11 protein-coding genes are annotated in these 15,974 nt (G+C 53.5%); 2 read left to right on the top strand and 9 right to left on the bottom strand.

Going from position 1 to position 15,974, the window contains the following annotated elements; translation table 11 throughout:
* Positions 1 to 70: 70 nt before the first annotated feature.
* Positions 71 to 1,111: a DUF6340 family protein gene (locus Q1K76_RS01340; RefSeq protein WP_143240870.1), complete on the bottom strand. Its 1,041-nt coding sequence runs from the start codon at positions 1,109 to 1,111 to the stop codon at positions 71 to 73.
* Between the two features lie 83 nt (positions 1,112 to 1,194).
* The gene (locus tag Q1K76_RS01335) at positions 1,195 to 1,731 is read right to left on the bottom strand and encodes a hypothetical protein (protein WP_300130461.1); all 537 of its coding nucleotides are present in this window, start codon (positions 1,729 to 1,731) and stop codon (positions 1,195 to 1,197) included.
* Positions 1,732 to 1,924: 193 nt separating this feature from the next.
* On the opposite strand from Q1K76_RS01335, the gene Q1K76_RS01330 reads away from it, so the two are divergent.
* A complete protein-coding gene (locus tag Q1K76_RS01330; RefSeq protein WP_300130459.1) occupies positions 1,925 to 3,310 on the top strand; it encodes a Gfo/Idh/MocA family oxidoreductase in 1,386 nt (461 codons plus the stop codon).
* Between the two features lie 88 nt (positions 3,311 to 3,398).
* Here Q1K76_RS01330 and Q1K76_RS01325 read toward each other — a convergent pair whose 3' ends face one another.
* The 4 genes from Q1K76_RS01325 to mutA all read right to left on the bottom strand — a co-directional run bounded on the left by Q1K76_RS01325 (position 3,399) and on the right by mutA (position 12,757).
* On the bottom strand, positions 3,399 to 6,002 hold the full coding sequence (locus tag Q1K76_RS01325; protein WP_300130457.1) for a M6 family metalloprotease domain-containing protein: 2,604 nt from the start codon (positions 6,000 to 6,002) through the stop codon (positions 3,399 to 3,401).
* 111 nt (positions 6,003 to 6,113) lie between these two features.
* Entirely contained in the window at positions 6,114 to 8,558 is a 2,445-nt protein-coding gene (locus Q1K76_RS01320; RefSeq protein ID WP_300130454.1) for a phosphodiester glycosidase family protein, read from the bottom strand.
* A gap of 149 nt (positions 8,559 to 8,707) precedes the next feature.
* A complete protein-coding gene (gene scpA / locus Q1K76_RS01315; protein WP_087407322.1) occupies positions 8,708 to 10,843 on the bottom strand; it encodes a methylmalonyl-CoA mutase in 2,136 nt (711 codons plus the stop codon).
* A 42-nt stretch (positions 10,844 to 10,885) separates the two neighbouring features.
* Entirely contained in the window at positions 10,886 to 12,757 is a 1,872-nt protein-coding gene (gene mutA / locus Q1K76_RS01310; RefSeq protein ID WP_258327474.1) for a methylmalonyl-CoA mutase small subunit, read from the bottom strand.
* Positions 12,758 to 13,072: 315 nt separating this feature from the next.
* Between mutA and Q1K76_RS01305 the strand changes: the two genes are divergently transcribed.
* Positions 13,073 to 13,534: a helix-turn-helix transcriptional regulator gene (locus Q1K76_RS01305; protein ID WP_300130450.1), complete on the top strand. Its 462-nt coding sequence runs from the start codon at positions 13,073 to 13,075 to the stop codon at positions 13,532 to 13,534.
* Between the two features lie 53 nt (positions 13,535 to 13,587).
* Here the strand turns inward: Q1K76_RS01305 and mtgA are convergent, their stop codons facing one another.
* The 3 genes from mtgA to Q1K76_RS01290 are packed head-to-tail and all read right to left on the bottom strand — an operon-like array spanning position 13,588 to position 15,885.
* Positions 13,588 to 14,274, bottom strand: a complete 687-nt coding sequence (mtgA, locus tag Q1K76_RS01300; RefSeq protein ID WP_087407319.1) for a monofunctional biosynthetic peptidoglycan transglycosylase — start codon at positions 14,272 to 14,274, stop codon at positions 13,588 to 13,590.
* A 6-nt stretch (positions 14,275 to 14,280) separates the two neighbouring features.
* A complete protein-coding gene (prmA, locus tag Q1K76_RS01295; RefSeq protein ID WP_087407318.1) occupies positions 14,281 to 15,126 on the bottom strand; it encodes a 50S ribosomal protein L11 methyltransferase in 846 nt (281 codons plus the stop codon).
* Between the two features lie 3 nt (positions 15,127 to 15,129).
* On the bottom strand, positions 15,130 to 15,885 hold the full coding sequence (locus tag Q1K76_RS01290; RefSeq protein ID WP_300130447.1) for a hypothetical protein: 756 nt from the start codon (positions 15,883 to 15,885) through the stop codon (positions 15,130 to 15,132).
* Positions 15,886 to 15,974: the final 89 nt, after the last annotated feature.

Here is a 15,974-nt window from a genome sequence, read left to right as displayed (position 1 = left end):
AAAGATTGGCGGGAGAAGAGTTTCACACACTCGGTCTCCCGCCAATCTTTTTCTATTTTCATACCCACAACTACATCTGCTGTTGCAGGGTAGAGTTGTCGTTTCTCCGCTCGAGCAGTTGTCGCTTGTAATCTTTCAGCATGGCCACATCGGCTGTCTCGCCGTTCGCCCTCTTTTCAAAAAGCGAAATGGCCTTCTCTACCCACTCGATAGCAGCGTCGTAATGGTCGAACAGTTCGTTATAGACCGCCAGGTTGGCCGCAGCCATAGCCCTGTGAGTCGTGCTCTTCTGCTCCTCGTAGACATACTCCCACAGATACGAAGCCTCGGTGTATTTCTTCTGCTGCCAGAAGACATAGGCATCTTTCAAGGCCGGTTCGGTAGAGGTGTAGATATACCGCTCTACATTATCGACATGCGGGATGAAGAGATCGCGCACCCGCTTGGAAACACGGTGCATGGCCTCTTGAATGAAGCCGGCCGTCTGAGGCAGCGAACTGTGGGCATCGTCGGGCGTATAGCCAAACGATTGCCAGTAGACCGTATCGCTCACCATCTGGGTAGTAGGCTCGGCCTTATCGGGCCAGTAGACCCGCACCCCCAACGTCGTAGCCACCGAGAGGTCGGTCACGAACACGGTTTCGCCCATGGCATCCACCACCGTCTGGTCCACCATGTTCACGGCCATATCGGTGTGGTCTAGCGATACGACCGCCGTCTGGTCGGCTCCACCCCGTATCACGGCCAACTGTTCGGCCGACAACAACGGATAAAGGCTTTTGGGCAAGGTGATGGAGTCGTCGTAGAAAATCGTAATTTCGGGGAAGTAGTGCGCATCGGCCAAGTCGAGAGCTATGCACTCGGCCAACCGATAGGTGGTGCTGTCGTGGGGAACGACCAGCGTATACTCACGCCCCGACATATCGGTATATTTGTTCCCTACCTTTTCATTGGGCTCTGCCGAATTGTTCACGACCGTCACGCGCTGGATGGTCGGCGGGAAGGTAACTTTAGCCGGTCGCCACACATCGAACGAAAGGACCGATACCGATCGGCAACCCGTCAATAACAGGGAGACCGCAGCCATTAAAAACAAAAACTTTCTCATCATAAAATCTCCTTTCCACCACAGGTTTCTCTCTACAAATGTAATTCATAACCCCGTGTTCTCGGGGCGAATCAGATACATTTAAGCTATTTTAAATGATTGGCTCGCACCCGCCGCAGCAAGGCCCGCATGCCCGGCGAACGGTCCAGATCGTTCAAGACCACGAGTTGGGCTATCATATCGTCGGCCCACTCGACTTGCCGGGCCAACATTCCGAGAACAGCGAGCGTCCATACGAGCGTCGACACCTTTACACCGGGCTCTATGCTCCAGCTACACACCACCTCGGCCAGATGCTCGGCGGCTTTGCAGTCGGGGCGATACTCACCCCGCTCCAACAAATGGTGCATGAGGCTGCCGTATATGCGCCGTACCCCGGGATGAGCCACGCGGTCGAAATCGGATACGAACCGCCTCTTGTATGGAGCAAAAAGAGCCCGGTCCCACTCGTAAACCCACGCCACACATCGCGACGCCCGAAAGGCTTCGGCCCCCTGCCCCAACGCCATATCCATCACGGCATCGAGACTCGGGTCCCGTTGCAACAACTCGGCCACAGCCGCAGCCATCGACTCCTTTCGGCTCGGCTTTGCCACAATCGCATGCCAATCGTTCTGCTCCATAGAGGATTGTTTTCGATGAGTAAATATAGCGATTCATTTCCTTATCCCCAATACCGCTAACAAAAATTAGAAAAGAGGGTTACAATATAAAATTCGAAATAAAATATACATAAATCGAAAATAAAACAGAAATACATTGTTTCGAATTTTTATCTTTTTTATATTTGTAGCACTTTTCAAACAAATCTAACACATGAAACGCTCGGAATTCTTAAAACTTATGGGACTTACTGCCGTTGGTGCGGCCTTTGCGCCTTCGATTCTGGCCAACGGAAAATCGGACAACGTACAACATATCGATGCCCAGATAAAAGATTTGAAAGCCACGGTCGACCGGCCGGTGACCTTTCTCGTACTCGGTGCCGGCAACCGCGGAAACGTATACGCCGGCTATGCCAAACGCTACCCCGACTGCATGAAAATCGTGGGTGTAGCCGACATCAACCGGCTGCGGCTGGAGAACATGAGCGAAGACCACAACGTGCCTCAGGAGAACAGGTTCACCGATTGGAAAGAGGCCCTCGCCCGCCCCAAGATGGCCGATGCCATCGTGCTCAGCCTGCCCGACAACCTGCACTACGAGCCTTGCATGAAGGCTCTCGAAATGGGCTACCACATCCTGCTCGAAAAACCGATTGCCCCCACCGAAAAAGAGTGCACCGACATACGCGACCTGGCCCTGAAAAAGAAGGCCATCGTGGGGGTATGCCACGTGCTGCGCTATGCCCCTTACTTCATTGCCCTGAAACAGATTATCGACTCGGGCGAAATCGGGCAACTCATCAGCATACAGCACCTCGAGCCCATACAGTATGCCCACATGGCCCACTCGTTTGTGCGGGGCAACTGGCACAACTCGCGCGAGACGACCCCGATTATCCTGGCCAAGTCGTGCCACGATCTCGACATCATCCGGTGGCTGGTAGGCTCGCCCTGCAAGTCGATTGCCGCCTATGGCTCACTTACCTATTTCAAGCGCGAAAACATGCCCAAAGGGGCCGCCGAACGCTGTATCGACAACTGTCCTTACGAGAGTGAATGCCCCTACTCGGCTCTGGATATCTACATCAAGAAACGGCAACACATCTATGCCTTCGACCTGCCCAAGGAGCGCAGCCGGCAAGACGATGCCATCCGGCAGGTGCTGCGCACCACCAACTACGGACGCTGTGTATTCCAGATGGACAACGACCAGTGCGACCACTACGTGACCAGTATGGAGTTCCAGAACGGCGTCACGGCCAACTTCTCGATGGAGGCCTTCATGGCCAAGGGCGGACGGCGTACCCGAATCATGGCCACCCGGGGCGAAATCGAGGGCGACATGAGTGCCTTCACGGTGACCGATTTCCGCAGCGGGAAAAAGCGGGTATGGGATGCCAAGGTCGAAGAGGTCAAGACCTATGTGGGCCACGGTCACGGCGGCGGCGACCTGTGCCTGGTCCGCGACTTCATCAACGCCGTGGGCAACAACGACCCCGGCTACCTGTCGAGCCCCATCGAGGTTTCGGTCGAGAGCCATATCATGGGTTTCATGGCCGAAAAGAGCCGCCTGAGCAATCGCAAGGCAAGCATCTGAGTTCTCAATTCTACATAACCACAAAAAGAGAGAAGACCGAGGTCGTCGAATACAGACCCCGGTCTTCTTCATATAGAGACAATTCTTATCAGCGTACCATCACGCGGGTAGCCGCTGCACCGCAACGCACGATGTAAACCCCGGCTGCCGGTACCGGCACTACGGCCCGGCCGTTTACCTCGGTCGACGCAACCACCTGACCGGCCAGGTTGACAATCACCACCGGTTGAGCAGATTCGCACTCAATCACGACACCACCCTCGGCGGCATAGATGCGGTGGTTGACCTCAAGAATATCGCAGATACCCGAACTCAAGTCGACCTTCACCACATTGGAGTAAGCCCCCTCTTCGTTCTCGGCCGTCACGGCCTTTACCTTATACGAATAGAGATAGCCCGGCTCGAGAGCGGTAAGCGTGTAGGAGGTCTCGGTAATTCCCGTTATCTCCAGGGGCCACTCGGCTGCAACCGCCGCCAGTTTGGCCATGGCGTCGGGCTGAACCTCGCCGCTATACACCACGATATTGTCGATATAGGCCCTCTTCTTGCCGCTGTCGGCGGTCGACTCGAATACAATCTTACTGCTTTCGGTACCACCGGTAAAGGTCAACGTATAGGTATTCATGGGGTCGAGCGGCAGCATCTCGGTGGTTTGGGCATGAGCCTCGTCGCCCTCGAGATAGACTTTCATCACCGTCTTCTCCTTATCGTTGTCGTAACGCGAAGCCGCAAATTGAACCGTAAACGTCCCGCCGTTGGACGACAAGTCGATGGCCGGAGTACACAGAGCGCCACCGTTCGACGAGTTGCCCATCTTCATCATCCCCACCTCGGGATAGAGGTATTTGCCGCTCCAGCCCGAAGTCTGGAAATATTGGCCGTCTACGGTCTGGAAGGCATTGGTTCCACCCAGGTTGGCCGTACCTGCAACCGTACACTTGGCAAAATCTTCCGACAACAGAATCTCACCCCCGGCCGACGGCTGACGGCGATCGACATGGAGCGTATAACTGGCAGCCCCCTCGACTGGCGACCAGTTGGCCGTAAAGCCGGTAGCGGTTATGCCGGTAGCCTCGTTGGCCACGGGAGCATCGATGGCCGAGCCACCCATAAAATCGAAGGTAATCACCCCGTTTGCCTGGGTAATGTTGGTTACCGGCTTACCCAACGAAAGGCCGGTATTGGTTTTTGAAGCAGGCGCACTCTGGTCGGTAAACGAATTATTGTTGTTGTAGGGATAGAGGTCGCCCGTCTCGTCATAGAAGCTGCGATGGTTATCGGCCGGCATGATGGTCATGCGCTGGCGGGTAGGCTCGCAATTCACGATATTGTTGTCCCAGATCATCTGGTCGTAATCGACCTTCAGAATCATCAGACCCGAAGAGGCCATGTAGGTATCCCACCCCGTCTGCTGGCGGTTCTCGAGGGTGAAGTATTGATTCTTGTCGCTCGATACAATCTTGTAGGCCTTTTTGCTGTCGGCCAGATTTTCGAGCGAAACGGTAGCCGGCGAGGTCAGCTCTTCGATGGTGAGCCAGCCGCAAAATTCGCGTTCATACGCGGTGTAGCCTACGGGGACAGAACCGTCGCTATGGCCGTCGCCGTTCATGTCGGGACCGTTGTAGCAACCATAATCCATCAGGCTCCAGGTACTCATTCCATAGTTGGAACCGCTGGTATCGTAGAAGTCGGGCAAACCCAACGTGTGACTGTACTCGTGGCAGAACGAACCGATACCATCACGATAGGTCCCGGTATTGCCCTGCAACTCGGCCGAACAGGCGTATGCGTCGAGCAGTTTGCCATCGACCGAAACCTCTTTCCCGGCACCCTGGTAGATATACCAGGCGTGGGGCCAGATGGTGTCGTCGAGCGAACCGGCGTTATCGTTGGCCGACTCGCCATAACCGGCATAGATGACATAAACCAAGTCGACAAAACCGTCGTTGTCGCGGTCGTAGATGGAAAAATCGACCGTCGACTCTACCTTGCGACAAGCGTCGATAACCATATCTTCGGGGCGGCTGTCGTTACCCGTATACTTGTCGTTTCCTCCATAGTAGGCCATCGCCCTGTCGAGAGTAATGGGGCCCACCACGTCGAAGGTGGGACGGAACTGTCCGCCCGACTGTGCGATGAAATAATCGCGTGCACTGCCTATGGCCCCTTGATAGTTGTACCCCTCTTTGTTCATCATCTCCTTGAAATCTTCAAGGGTGTTCGTCGGGTCGAATTTCTTGTCGCTAAACTCGACCAGCAACACCAGCCCATGTACATCGTCGCCCGTAGTTGCCTGTGTAGTCCGGCGGGCAACCGAGCGCAGCTTCTGCTGCCGCTTCAACTGACGTTGGGCAACCATACCCTGCGACACCTTCCGGGCAGCCAACTGTTCGAGATAGACCTTATCCGAAGCCGTACGCAGATGGGCATCGCGGGCTATCACTTGCCCGGCCACCGCCGTACCGTCGGGAGCCAGTTCGGCATACCGATAAAAACCATCGGCACCCCGAACGACCGGAATACCATCGGCAGTCATTTGATAATGATAAAACTCATCACCGACCACACGAACGGTAACTACCGTCCCGTCGGGCTGGGTTACGGTCTCAGGAATAGACCTTGCCGGTAAGGCAAAAAGCGAAGATACGCCCAGAAAGGCACTCGCGCACAAGGTGATAAAGACTTTCTTCATATTATCAGGTTTAGAAAAGTGAGTAAATATACGAATAATATTTAAATAAAAAAGACAAGCGCTCCAACTATTGTGTCGAAGCGCCTGCCCTGATGTGTTTGTCGCGAGAGTTTACCACACCAGTTTCGCTACCCGAAAGCCGGTCTCAGTCTGTACACCAACCAGATAAACACCTCGAGAGAGTGTAGTCGGAAGCAACACCTCGCAGGTACCCGACGGCGAAACCGATGTCTCGAGCATAACCAGCCGACGCCCGTTCATATCCGACAAGGTGACACTGGCACTCCCCTCGTATGTCGCAAGGCCTTCTATCATGAGGCTCTCGGGCGAACTCTTGAACACCGTAAGACCCGGCTCCCGAACGGGCGCCACAATGCCGTCGGTGGCTTCGTGCGGATAATAGGCCTTGAAATCGCGGAACGAAATCTTCCGGTCGGTCCCCTTCTGCTGGGTCGAGAGATAAATCTTGAGATTATCGAGCGTCACGGGGAAATCGCTCACGCCCCGGTCGGACAACGGTACTACATAGACCGAGTCGCTGTCGGCCTCGGGAGTAAGGGTATGTATCCACGAGCCGGTCGGGCAGGTAAACTCGCACGATATGGAGCTGATAATCGAATCCCAGTTTTTAATCTGCATCGATACCGAATCGGGCAAGCCGAAGAAACGCATCGAGTGGTCAATCACGATATTGGGTGCCCGCCCCGTATTCAGGTCGAAGACGAGGGTATTGCCGTCGCTCCACCCGGCCGGTAGTATCGACGAATCGAAACGCATCTGGGCTACGGCCGAACTGGCGGTTACCGGCAGCGATGCAACGTCGGCAAAATCTTCGTGCACCATTTCGCCCGCCCCGATTTCGACCACCACGGGAAACTCGACGGTCGTACCTTCGTAGCTGCCTCGCAACATGGCCCGGCCGCTCTTCACGCCCTTGACAGCTCCTTCGACCACTTGGCAACAGTCGTCGCCGGTCACGCTCCACGTCAATATCTCGGGGTTCACCCGATAGGTCTCACCACTGGCTTCGGCCTCGAGTTCGATGGGATACTCCCGGATGTCGTCGATATAAAGACTGTCGATACAGAGGCGAGGCTCGCCGGTAGTGCCACTCATCGTTACCCGCATCTTGCAGGTCGAGTCGCCCCGGCGGGCCGTTATCGTACCCGACATGGCCACCGGCCCGGCACAGAACTCGCCACGGCTGTTGACATAGCCCAGCTCCTCGGGCTCGCACGAGAACTCGACCTCGCGGCAGTCGTCGTCGATGACGATACCGTAGCGGTTATGAGCCAGCAATCGCAGTGGTGTTACCCCCAGGGGGTGAGTCTTTATCGAGGGTTTAGAGAAGGAGAGGAACGAAAAGACAGGGTCGTCGGGAGCCAGCGAGATGCCCTGGAACGAGTCCATCACGGCACGCTCCTTGCCATCGGTGGGCGAATTGACCACCTGGTCGTATACCACCATCGTGGCCGATCCGCCACCGTCGAAGTTGACCACATTCCAAGCCCCCTGCTCTACCAGATAGTAGGCATCCTCGACCATCGAGCCCTTGTCGGCCGTGATGATGAAGAGCTTCTTGCCGTCTTTGGTGATTCCCACCAGCGTGCAGGGATAGTCCTGAAACTCACGCCCCGGAGTCACGAAGTCGTTATACTCCTTGTCGTGCAGCTCGCCGTTCAAGATGACGCTGGGCCAACCGTGGAAGGCCTGCAGCACCTGCTGGGCCGGCGGAACCGACAGTCCCGAATTGGGAAAGGTGGTATTGACAAAACGCTGGTCGATCTGCACCACATCGCCTACCTGCACCCGACTCTCGAACTGGGTAGCGGCATCGTTGCGCATGAAGAGAATATGGCTCTTCCCGTCGGGCTGTATGGGGGTGTGGCCTATCGAGACCACCCGGCAAGGGGTAGGCTCACCGTTGATAATCCACTCGCCCTGCGGCTCCAGCTTGGCATAGAGTCCCTCGGTCGTAAGGGTGAGGCTGCTGTATGTATTGAAGAGAACACAATTCCGATAAGACTGTATCCCGTAGGCCGACTCGTTGACGTTGTCGATTTTGATTTCGGTCTGGTCCGGGCAAATGACCTTGGCCTCGTAGCAGGGCGGAAATACCTCGGCCACCTTGTCCTTGTTGATCGAGAGGACCGACCGTCCGTAATCGCCGTAATGGCTGATGATTTCGCCATTGCGCACGTTGATTCCCGCCGCCGTAGTCTGGCCGCTGTAATGGAACAAATCGTGGTTCACACCGAAGAAGGCCCGGTGACCTTCGTACGAATTGCTACGACACTGCGACGAGGTGGTCTCACGCGTGGCATCGGGAGTCTTCCCGTTCGACGGATATACCTCCACGGCATTATACTCGTCGTTCAGGTCGAGTGTAACCTGAAAGAGCTGGATAGGTTTCTGAGTAAACTCGATGTGGGTATACACCGCCCCCGGTCCTATGGGATAGTGTGCTATCGTGTCGGGGGTACCCCACTGGGGTTTCTCGGCCTGAGCGACTAAGCCGAGCGAAAGGCAGGCTGCCAGTGCAATGCGATTTTTCATATATATCAATTAAGCGGTTATTCCATGGTGTAAATTTGGTTATTTTTCGAATTACATACAATTATTTTATATTATTTTTTCAAATAAAAAAGCAAGGCACTCCCATTGCGGGTGCGCCTTGCCCTGAAACAATATCTTCTGCAAAAGAATTATTCGTCGAGAAGAATTTCGAGAATCTGACAAGCAGCCTTGGCTACCGAAGTACCGGGACCGAAGATAGCTGCCACACCGGCCTTGTAAAGGAAGTCGTAATCCTGGGGAGGAATTACACCACCGGCAATGACTACAATATCTTCACGACCCAGTTTCTTCAACTCCTCGATTACCTGCGGAATCAAAGTCTTGTGACCGGCAGCCAGTGAAGAGACGCCCAGCACATGCACGTCGTTCTCGACAGCCTGGCGAGCAGCCTCGGCCGGAGTCTGGAACAACGGGCCCATATCTACGTCGAAGCCACAGTCGGCATATCCCGTAGCTACCACCTTGGCACCACGGTCGTGACCATCCTGTCCCATCTTCGCAATCATGATACGCGGTTGACGGCCCTCTTTCTTGGCAAATTTTTCGCACAATTCCGTTGCCCGAACGAAATCGGCATCTTTTTTGGTTTCTGAAGAATACACGCCTGAAATAGTTCTGATTACTGCTTTATAACGACCTACCACTTTTTCGCAAGCGTAGGAGATTTCGCCCAACGTAGCGCGCACCTTGGCGGCTTTCACGGCCAAGTCGAGCAAGTTGCCCTGTTTGGTCTTCACGCACTCGGTAATGGCATCGAGGGCAGCTTGTACGGCCTCGTTGTCGCGGTGCGACTTCAGGTATTGCAAGCGCTCGATCTGCTCTTTACGCACGGCGGTGTTGTCCACCTCGAGGATGTCGATGGGAGCCTCTTTCTCGAGACGATATTTGTTCACACCCACGATAGTCTGTTTGCCCGAGTCGATACGAGCCTGTGTACGAGCGGCAGCCTCCTCGATACGGAGTTTGGGGATACCGGTCTCGATAGCCTTGGCCATACCACCCAGCTTCTCGATTTCCTGAATGTGTTCCCAAGCCTTGTGAGCGAGCTCGTTGGTCAGAGCCTCTACATAGTACGAACCGGCCCACGGGTCGATTTCTTTGGTAATGTAGGTCTCTTCCTGAATATAAATCTGAGTATTACGGGCGATACGGGCCGAGAAGTCGGTAGGCAATGCGATGGCCTCGTCGAGGGCGTTGGTGTGCAACGACTGGGTGTGACCCAGAGCGGCGCCCATGGCCTCGATACAGGTACGGCCTACGTTGTTGAAGGGGTCTTGCTCGGTGAGCGACCAACCCGAAGTTTGCGAGTGCGTACGCAGAGCCAGCGATTTGGGGTTCTTGGGATTGAACTGTTTTACAATCTTGGCCCACAACATACGGGCGGCACGCATCTTGGCAATCTCCATGAAGAAGTTCATGCCGATAGCCCAGAAGAACGACAAACGCGGTGCAAACGAGTCGATGTCCATACCGGCATTGATACCGGCGCGCAGGTACTCGAGACCGTCGGCCAACGTGTAGGCCAGCTCGATGTCGGCCGTGGCACCGGCCTCTTGCATGTGGTAACCCGAAATTGAAATCGAGTTGAACTTGGGCATGTATTGCGACGTGAACTCGAAGATGTCGGCAATGATTCGCATCGAAAATTCGGGCGGATAGATATAGGTGTTACGCACCATGAACTCCTTGAGGATATCGTTCTGGATGGTACCGGCCATCTCTTCGAGTTTGGCACCCTGCTCCAGACCGGCGTTGATGTAGAAGGCCAGAATGGGCAACACGGCACCGTTCATGGTCATCGACACCGACATCTTGTTCAAGGGGATACCGTCGAAGAGCACCTTCATATCCTCGAGCGAGCAGATGGAAACACCGGCTTTACCTACGTCGCCTACTACACGCTCGTGATCGGCATCGTATCCGCGGTGTGTAGGGAGGTCGAATGCTACCGAAAGACCTTTCTGACCCGAAGCCAGGTTACGACGATAGAATGCGTTGGATTCTTCGGCGGTGGAGAAACCGGCATACTGACGGATAGTCCAGGGACGAATCGCATACATGCCGCTGTACGGGCCACGCAGAAAGGGCGGAATACCGGCTACGTAGTTGAGGTGTTCAAGACCCTCGAGGTCTTCTTTGGTATAAATGGGTTTTACGGGGATCTGTTCCGGGGTTATCCAGTTTTCACCCTCGCTGGCTACTTTCCCTGCCGAGTGAGCGAAAGCATCCTTTGTAATATCTATGTTCTTGAAATTAGGTCTCATAGTTTTCTGTTTTTCTTTGAGTGATACAAAATTGTACGACTTTTAAATCGAGAGTTTCTCGTTAAACGATCTCAACGTATCAAGCACGTTGGAACGTACGTGGATAAACTCGGTAATACCCTGAGCTTTCAAATCGTCCATACAAGCGGGGGCACCGGCTACGACGAAGAGCGCACGGCCGTCGAGCAGCTTGAAGGCTTCGGGGGCATATTGGGCATATTCGTCGTCGCTCGAGCAAAGTACCACTATATCGGCTTTAGCTTCGAGGGCGGCATCGATACCGGCTTGTACAGTTTCGAAACCGAGGTTGTCGATAATCTTGTATCCGGCACAAGCAAAGAAGTTGGCCGAGAATTGCGAACGGGCCAGACGCATGGCCAGGTTGCCGATGGTAAGCATGAATACCGACGGACGCTTGCCCGAGTGCTCGGTAGCCAGGCGCAAGGCTTCGAAATCGCTGGCGGCACGTTTGGTATTCAGTACCGGGAATTCGGGTTCGCAATGGTGCTCGCCTTCGTGTTTGCTGCAACCGCAGCCACAAGCCTCGCCTTTGGCAATTTTGTCGCCGGCTACCTCGTTGAAGTTGGGATATTGGTTGGTACCCAACAGAATCTCTTTGCGGCGAGCCACATTGGTGTGACGGGTCTCGGCCGAAGCGTTGACCTGATTTTGAACAAAGCCCTCTTTCACGGCTTTGTAGAAACCGCCCTTCTCCTCTACTTCGAGGAAGAGTTTCCAAGCCTGCTCGGCAATCGACACGGTGAGGGTCTCTACATAGTACGAGCCGGCTCCCGGGTCGGTAATGCGGTTGATATGCGACTCCTCCTTGAGCAACAGTTGCTGGTTGCGGGCGATACGCTCCGAAAATTCATCGGGCTCCTTGTAGGCTTTATCGAAGGGAGTGGTCGTAATCGAATCTACACCAGCCAAAGCAGCCGACATGGTCTCGGTTTGCGAGCGGAGCAGATTGACATAAGCATCGAATACGGTTTGGTTGAATTCCGAAGTCTGAGCATGAGCCTTCATCTTGCAGGCACAGTCGCAAGCGGGATTGTATTGTTTTACAATCTGAGCCCACAACATGCGGGCGGCACGGAACTTGGCCAACTCCATGAAGTAGTTGGACGAGATGCCGAAGTTGAATTTGATTCGATTGGCAACCTCATCGACCGAGAGACCTTTCTCGGTAAGAGCGGCCAACCATTCGTTACCCCAAGCCAGGGCGAAACCCAGCTCCTGCGAAATGAACGAACCGGCATTGTTCAGCATCACGGCATCGACAGCCAGCACTCTGAAGAGCGGCAACTCTTTCACGGCTTCGATTACGGCAACGGCCTCATCGGCATAGTCGGCAAAGTCGCGGCCTTTGGTCAACATGCGCTTAAACGGATTGAATCGGATAGAACCCGAAACTTTCGAAAGGTCGGCTCCACTCTTTTTCAAATAGGCGGCTACCGTTTCGGCAAGTTTCACTGTGCTTTTCATGCAAGAGGAGAAGTTCAACTCGACTTTCTCCAACTCGATACCATGCAGCAAAGTTTCCATATTCTCTACCGAAATCAAATCTTTCGGGAGCTCAAAGCCCAGCGACTCGACACCCTTCGTCAGGATGTCCAGAGCCTTGGCGTTGGCCTCTTTGACATCGGTCACTTTGATGTCCTGACGTACCAGCCAGTTGTTGTCGGTACGAGTGCCACGCACGTAAGGATATTCACCGGGAAGCGAATCGGTCGTGTGCAGGTTCGCAATGTCTTCGGCACGATACATGGGGTTTACGTTAAACCCTTCGTTTGTCCTCCATACGAGCTTTTTGTCAAAATCAGCTCCTTTCAGGTCGGCGATAACCTTGTCTTTCCATTCTTGTGTGGAGACCGGAGGGAACTGGTCAAACAGTTTTTCTTTACTTTCTGCCATAGTTGTTATTAGTTAAGTTGTTTAAGCCAAACTATTGGATTGGATTATTCACAAAATAGGCCCGGCACAAAATACTTGCACCAGACATCTGAGAACAAAAGTAGTACAAATAGTTTGAAATAAAGAATTTTTTCTGTAATTTTTATGAACACCCCTACCTTTGGGACAAACCGGCTTCGTATTGCGGTCTCGCCCCCTGGTTACCCGCCAGAACTACCGTCACCACGCAGTTGTCGATTTTTTTTGTATATTAGTAGAACACAAACCAACATAATAGGTTCGAATAGGATTTAACTGTTTACACTCCGTGTCCATATGAAAGAGGGTAAGAAACTTGTTTATACTGGAGATCTGCTGCGAAAATTCTTGCACCAGAAAGGGATTACCTACAAAGAGGCCGCTAAAGAACTGGGGCTGGACAAGAATACCATAGGCAAAGCCGTAAGAGGTGGCAACATGAACATCAATGTATTGCTCACCATTGCCAATCATTGGAATCTACCCATCACCGATTTCTTTACTTTTATCAATTGCGACGAGAGCCGGGAGGCCTATTTTATTAGTCCTAACCAGTATGTCTTCGACGAAGGGAACGGGGCTGCAACCGCCGACGAACCCTTTAAATTATATAAAAACATCACAAAATCAGTAAACAAAAAGAGTGCTATTTACGAATCGAAACAGCAAGAGATCGAACTGCTGCAAAACCTTATCAACAATTACCGGAAAAGAATCGAAATACTGCAACAAGAGTTGGAACAAAACCATTCCTATTAGCCCCCCATCCAATCCACTTATAACTTGCAAAACGATCTTTGCTTCTACCGATTTTAGTGTGTAAAATCGACAGGTGCTATCTTCCCCATCAACGACACGATTTGTGCCTGCCGGCGCAACATATACCCCGACGGCGCAGCCGAATTGAACCGGCGCGGATTGGGCAACGTAGCGGCAATCAGTGCACATTGCGACCGAGTGAGCCGAGCAGCCGTTTTGTGGAAATGCTGCTGCGCGACCGCCTCTACCCCATAAATGCCCTTGCCGGTCTCTATGGAGTTGAGATAGACTTCCATGATACGCTCCTTCCCCCAGAAGAGCTCGATAAGTACGGTGAAATAAGCTTCAAACCCTTTGCGCACATAGGAGTGACCGGGCCAGAGGAACACATTCTTGGCTGTCTGCTGCGTGATGGTGCTGGCTCCCCGCGGACGCTTGCGGTGCTTGTTCTCCTCGATAACTTTTCGCAGCTCCTCGAAGTCGAATCCGTGATGGGTCATAAAGCGATTGTCTTCCGAGGCAATCACTGCCATGGGCATATAGCGCGACATCTTCTCGATAGGTACCCACCGGTGGTGCCACTCGACCTTCTTCCCATCGACCAGTTGCTCGACCGTGCGGATAACCATCAAAGGGGTTACATACACGGGGACAAACCGATACAGCAGCACGACAATGATGGTCGAGAGAAAGAAAAACAACACAAGCCGTTTTGTCCAACGCCAAATCTTACGCATCATCGCTCGTCAATCTTTCACACATTCGACCCGGGCCCACCGGTTTTTCTCGGCATGACCTGCAAACCGCAGCCCCAGACGCTCGGCCTCGGACCGGATGGCCGGAATATCTTCAACATAAAATCCACTCATAAAGAGATGCGACCCACTCTTCATTCGTTCTGCATAGGCGTGCATATCGGACAGCAGAATGTTGCGGTTGATGTTGGCAAAGATAAAGTCGAAGGTCTCTTGCTTCAGTACCTCGATACCACCCAGACGCACCTCGATGTCGGGCTCTCCGTTCAAGCGCACATTCTCCTGGGCATTTTCGGTGGCAAACTCGTCGATGTCGACAGCGACCACCGGCGAAGCCCCCTTCATGCCGGCCAGGATAGCCAACACAGCGGTTCCACACCCCATATCGAGCACCGAGCAACCGGTAAAGTCGGTGGCCAATATGGCCTGCAACATGAGGGTCGTAGTCTCGTGATGTCCCGTGCCGAATGCCATTTTCGGGTCGATGAGCACATCGTAGCGAGCCTGGGGCACATCTTTGTGAAAAGTGCTGTGTATCACACACTCGTCGCCCACGACAATGGGTTTGAAGTAGTGTTTCTCCCACTCTTCGTTCCAGTCTTGACCCGGCACAAAGGTTGTCTGCCGAGTCACCTTTACCCCCTCGAGCGGGAACTGGGCCAGCACCGCTTCGAGCTGTGGCTCGTCGTAGGTACCCTGCGGAACAAAAGCCGTCACACCCGTCTCGTCGGGAACAAAACTCTCGTAACCAATCTCGCCCAACATGGCGGCCAGCACATCGGTAGCCACCTCGCTACACGGCTCTACCTCGAGCCGCACCTGCATATAATCGTTCATAGCCTATTTTTTCTCCCGCATAGTTTTCTGTGCACGCGGATAGAGGACATCGCGCACAAAGGCATAATTGGGGTATTTGTTCATGATGTTCTTATACATGGCCAACGCCTGCTCGTAATGTTCGTTCTTCTCGTTGACGACACCGATAGTCACCAGCAGTTGCACATAGAGCCAGTTGTGAGAGTTGGCCGAGAGATTCTTCTCCATCCCCTGGCGAGCGTGCTGATAGCAACTCAACCCCTGCGCCTTGTCGCCACCAAACATACCCGGCATATAAAAAAGAATATTACCGTATAATATGGAGACCCAACTGTCGTCGGGAGCCATCTTGTAGGCCTCACGGGCCGACGATAACATATCGGAAGCCAAAGTGGTAGCCTTCAAGGGCGAAAGCGCTATCTTAAGGCCCAGCAGATTGGCATACAATGCCTTGAAACGGGCGTCGTGCGGGTAGAGTTTCTGATACTTCTCGGCCAGAGCCAAGGCCGTTTTCAGATTCGATTGGGCTTCGGTCTTGCGTTTCTTGTCGACCAGATGGCCTACCAGACCGTAATATCCGCACAAGATTTCGTGCCGCCCGTCAAGGGTCTCGCACGATTTGTCGGCACTCATTTGCGACAACACCCCACTCCACTGCGGAATCTTCTGCTCGATAAACAGGTTGTACAATTTTTCACGATAGTCGGTGAGCGACGCTCCCCACATGGGCAGATGCGAAAGGGCAGCCCAGAAAAGCAACAAACATACAATTCGTTTCATATCCATTTATTCTCTTCTGTACAAGGGCGCAAAGATAGTAAAAGGTGAGAGCAGAGACAAAAAGAAAACAAAGTTTTCATCTTTTGGCT

The sequence above is a fragment of the uncultured Barnesiella sp. genome (assembly GCF_946496565.1).
GTDB lineage: Bacteria > Bacteroidota > Bacteroidia > Bacteroidales > Barnesiellaceae > Barnesiella > Barnesiella merdigallinarum.
The sequence above is the reverse complement of the archived record's forward strand: the minus strand, read 5'-3'. Positions and strand labels throughout refer to the sequence as shown.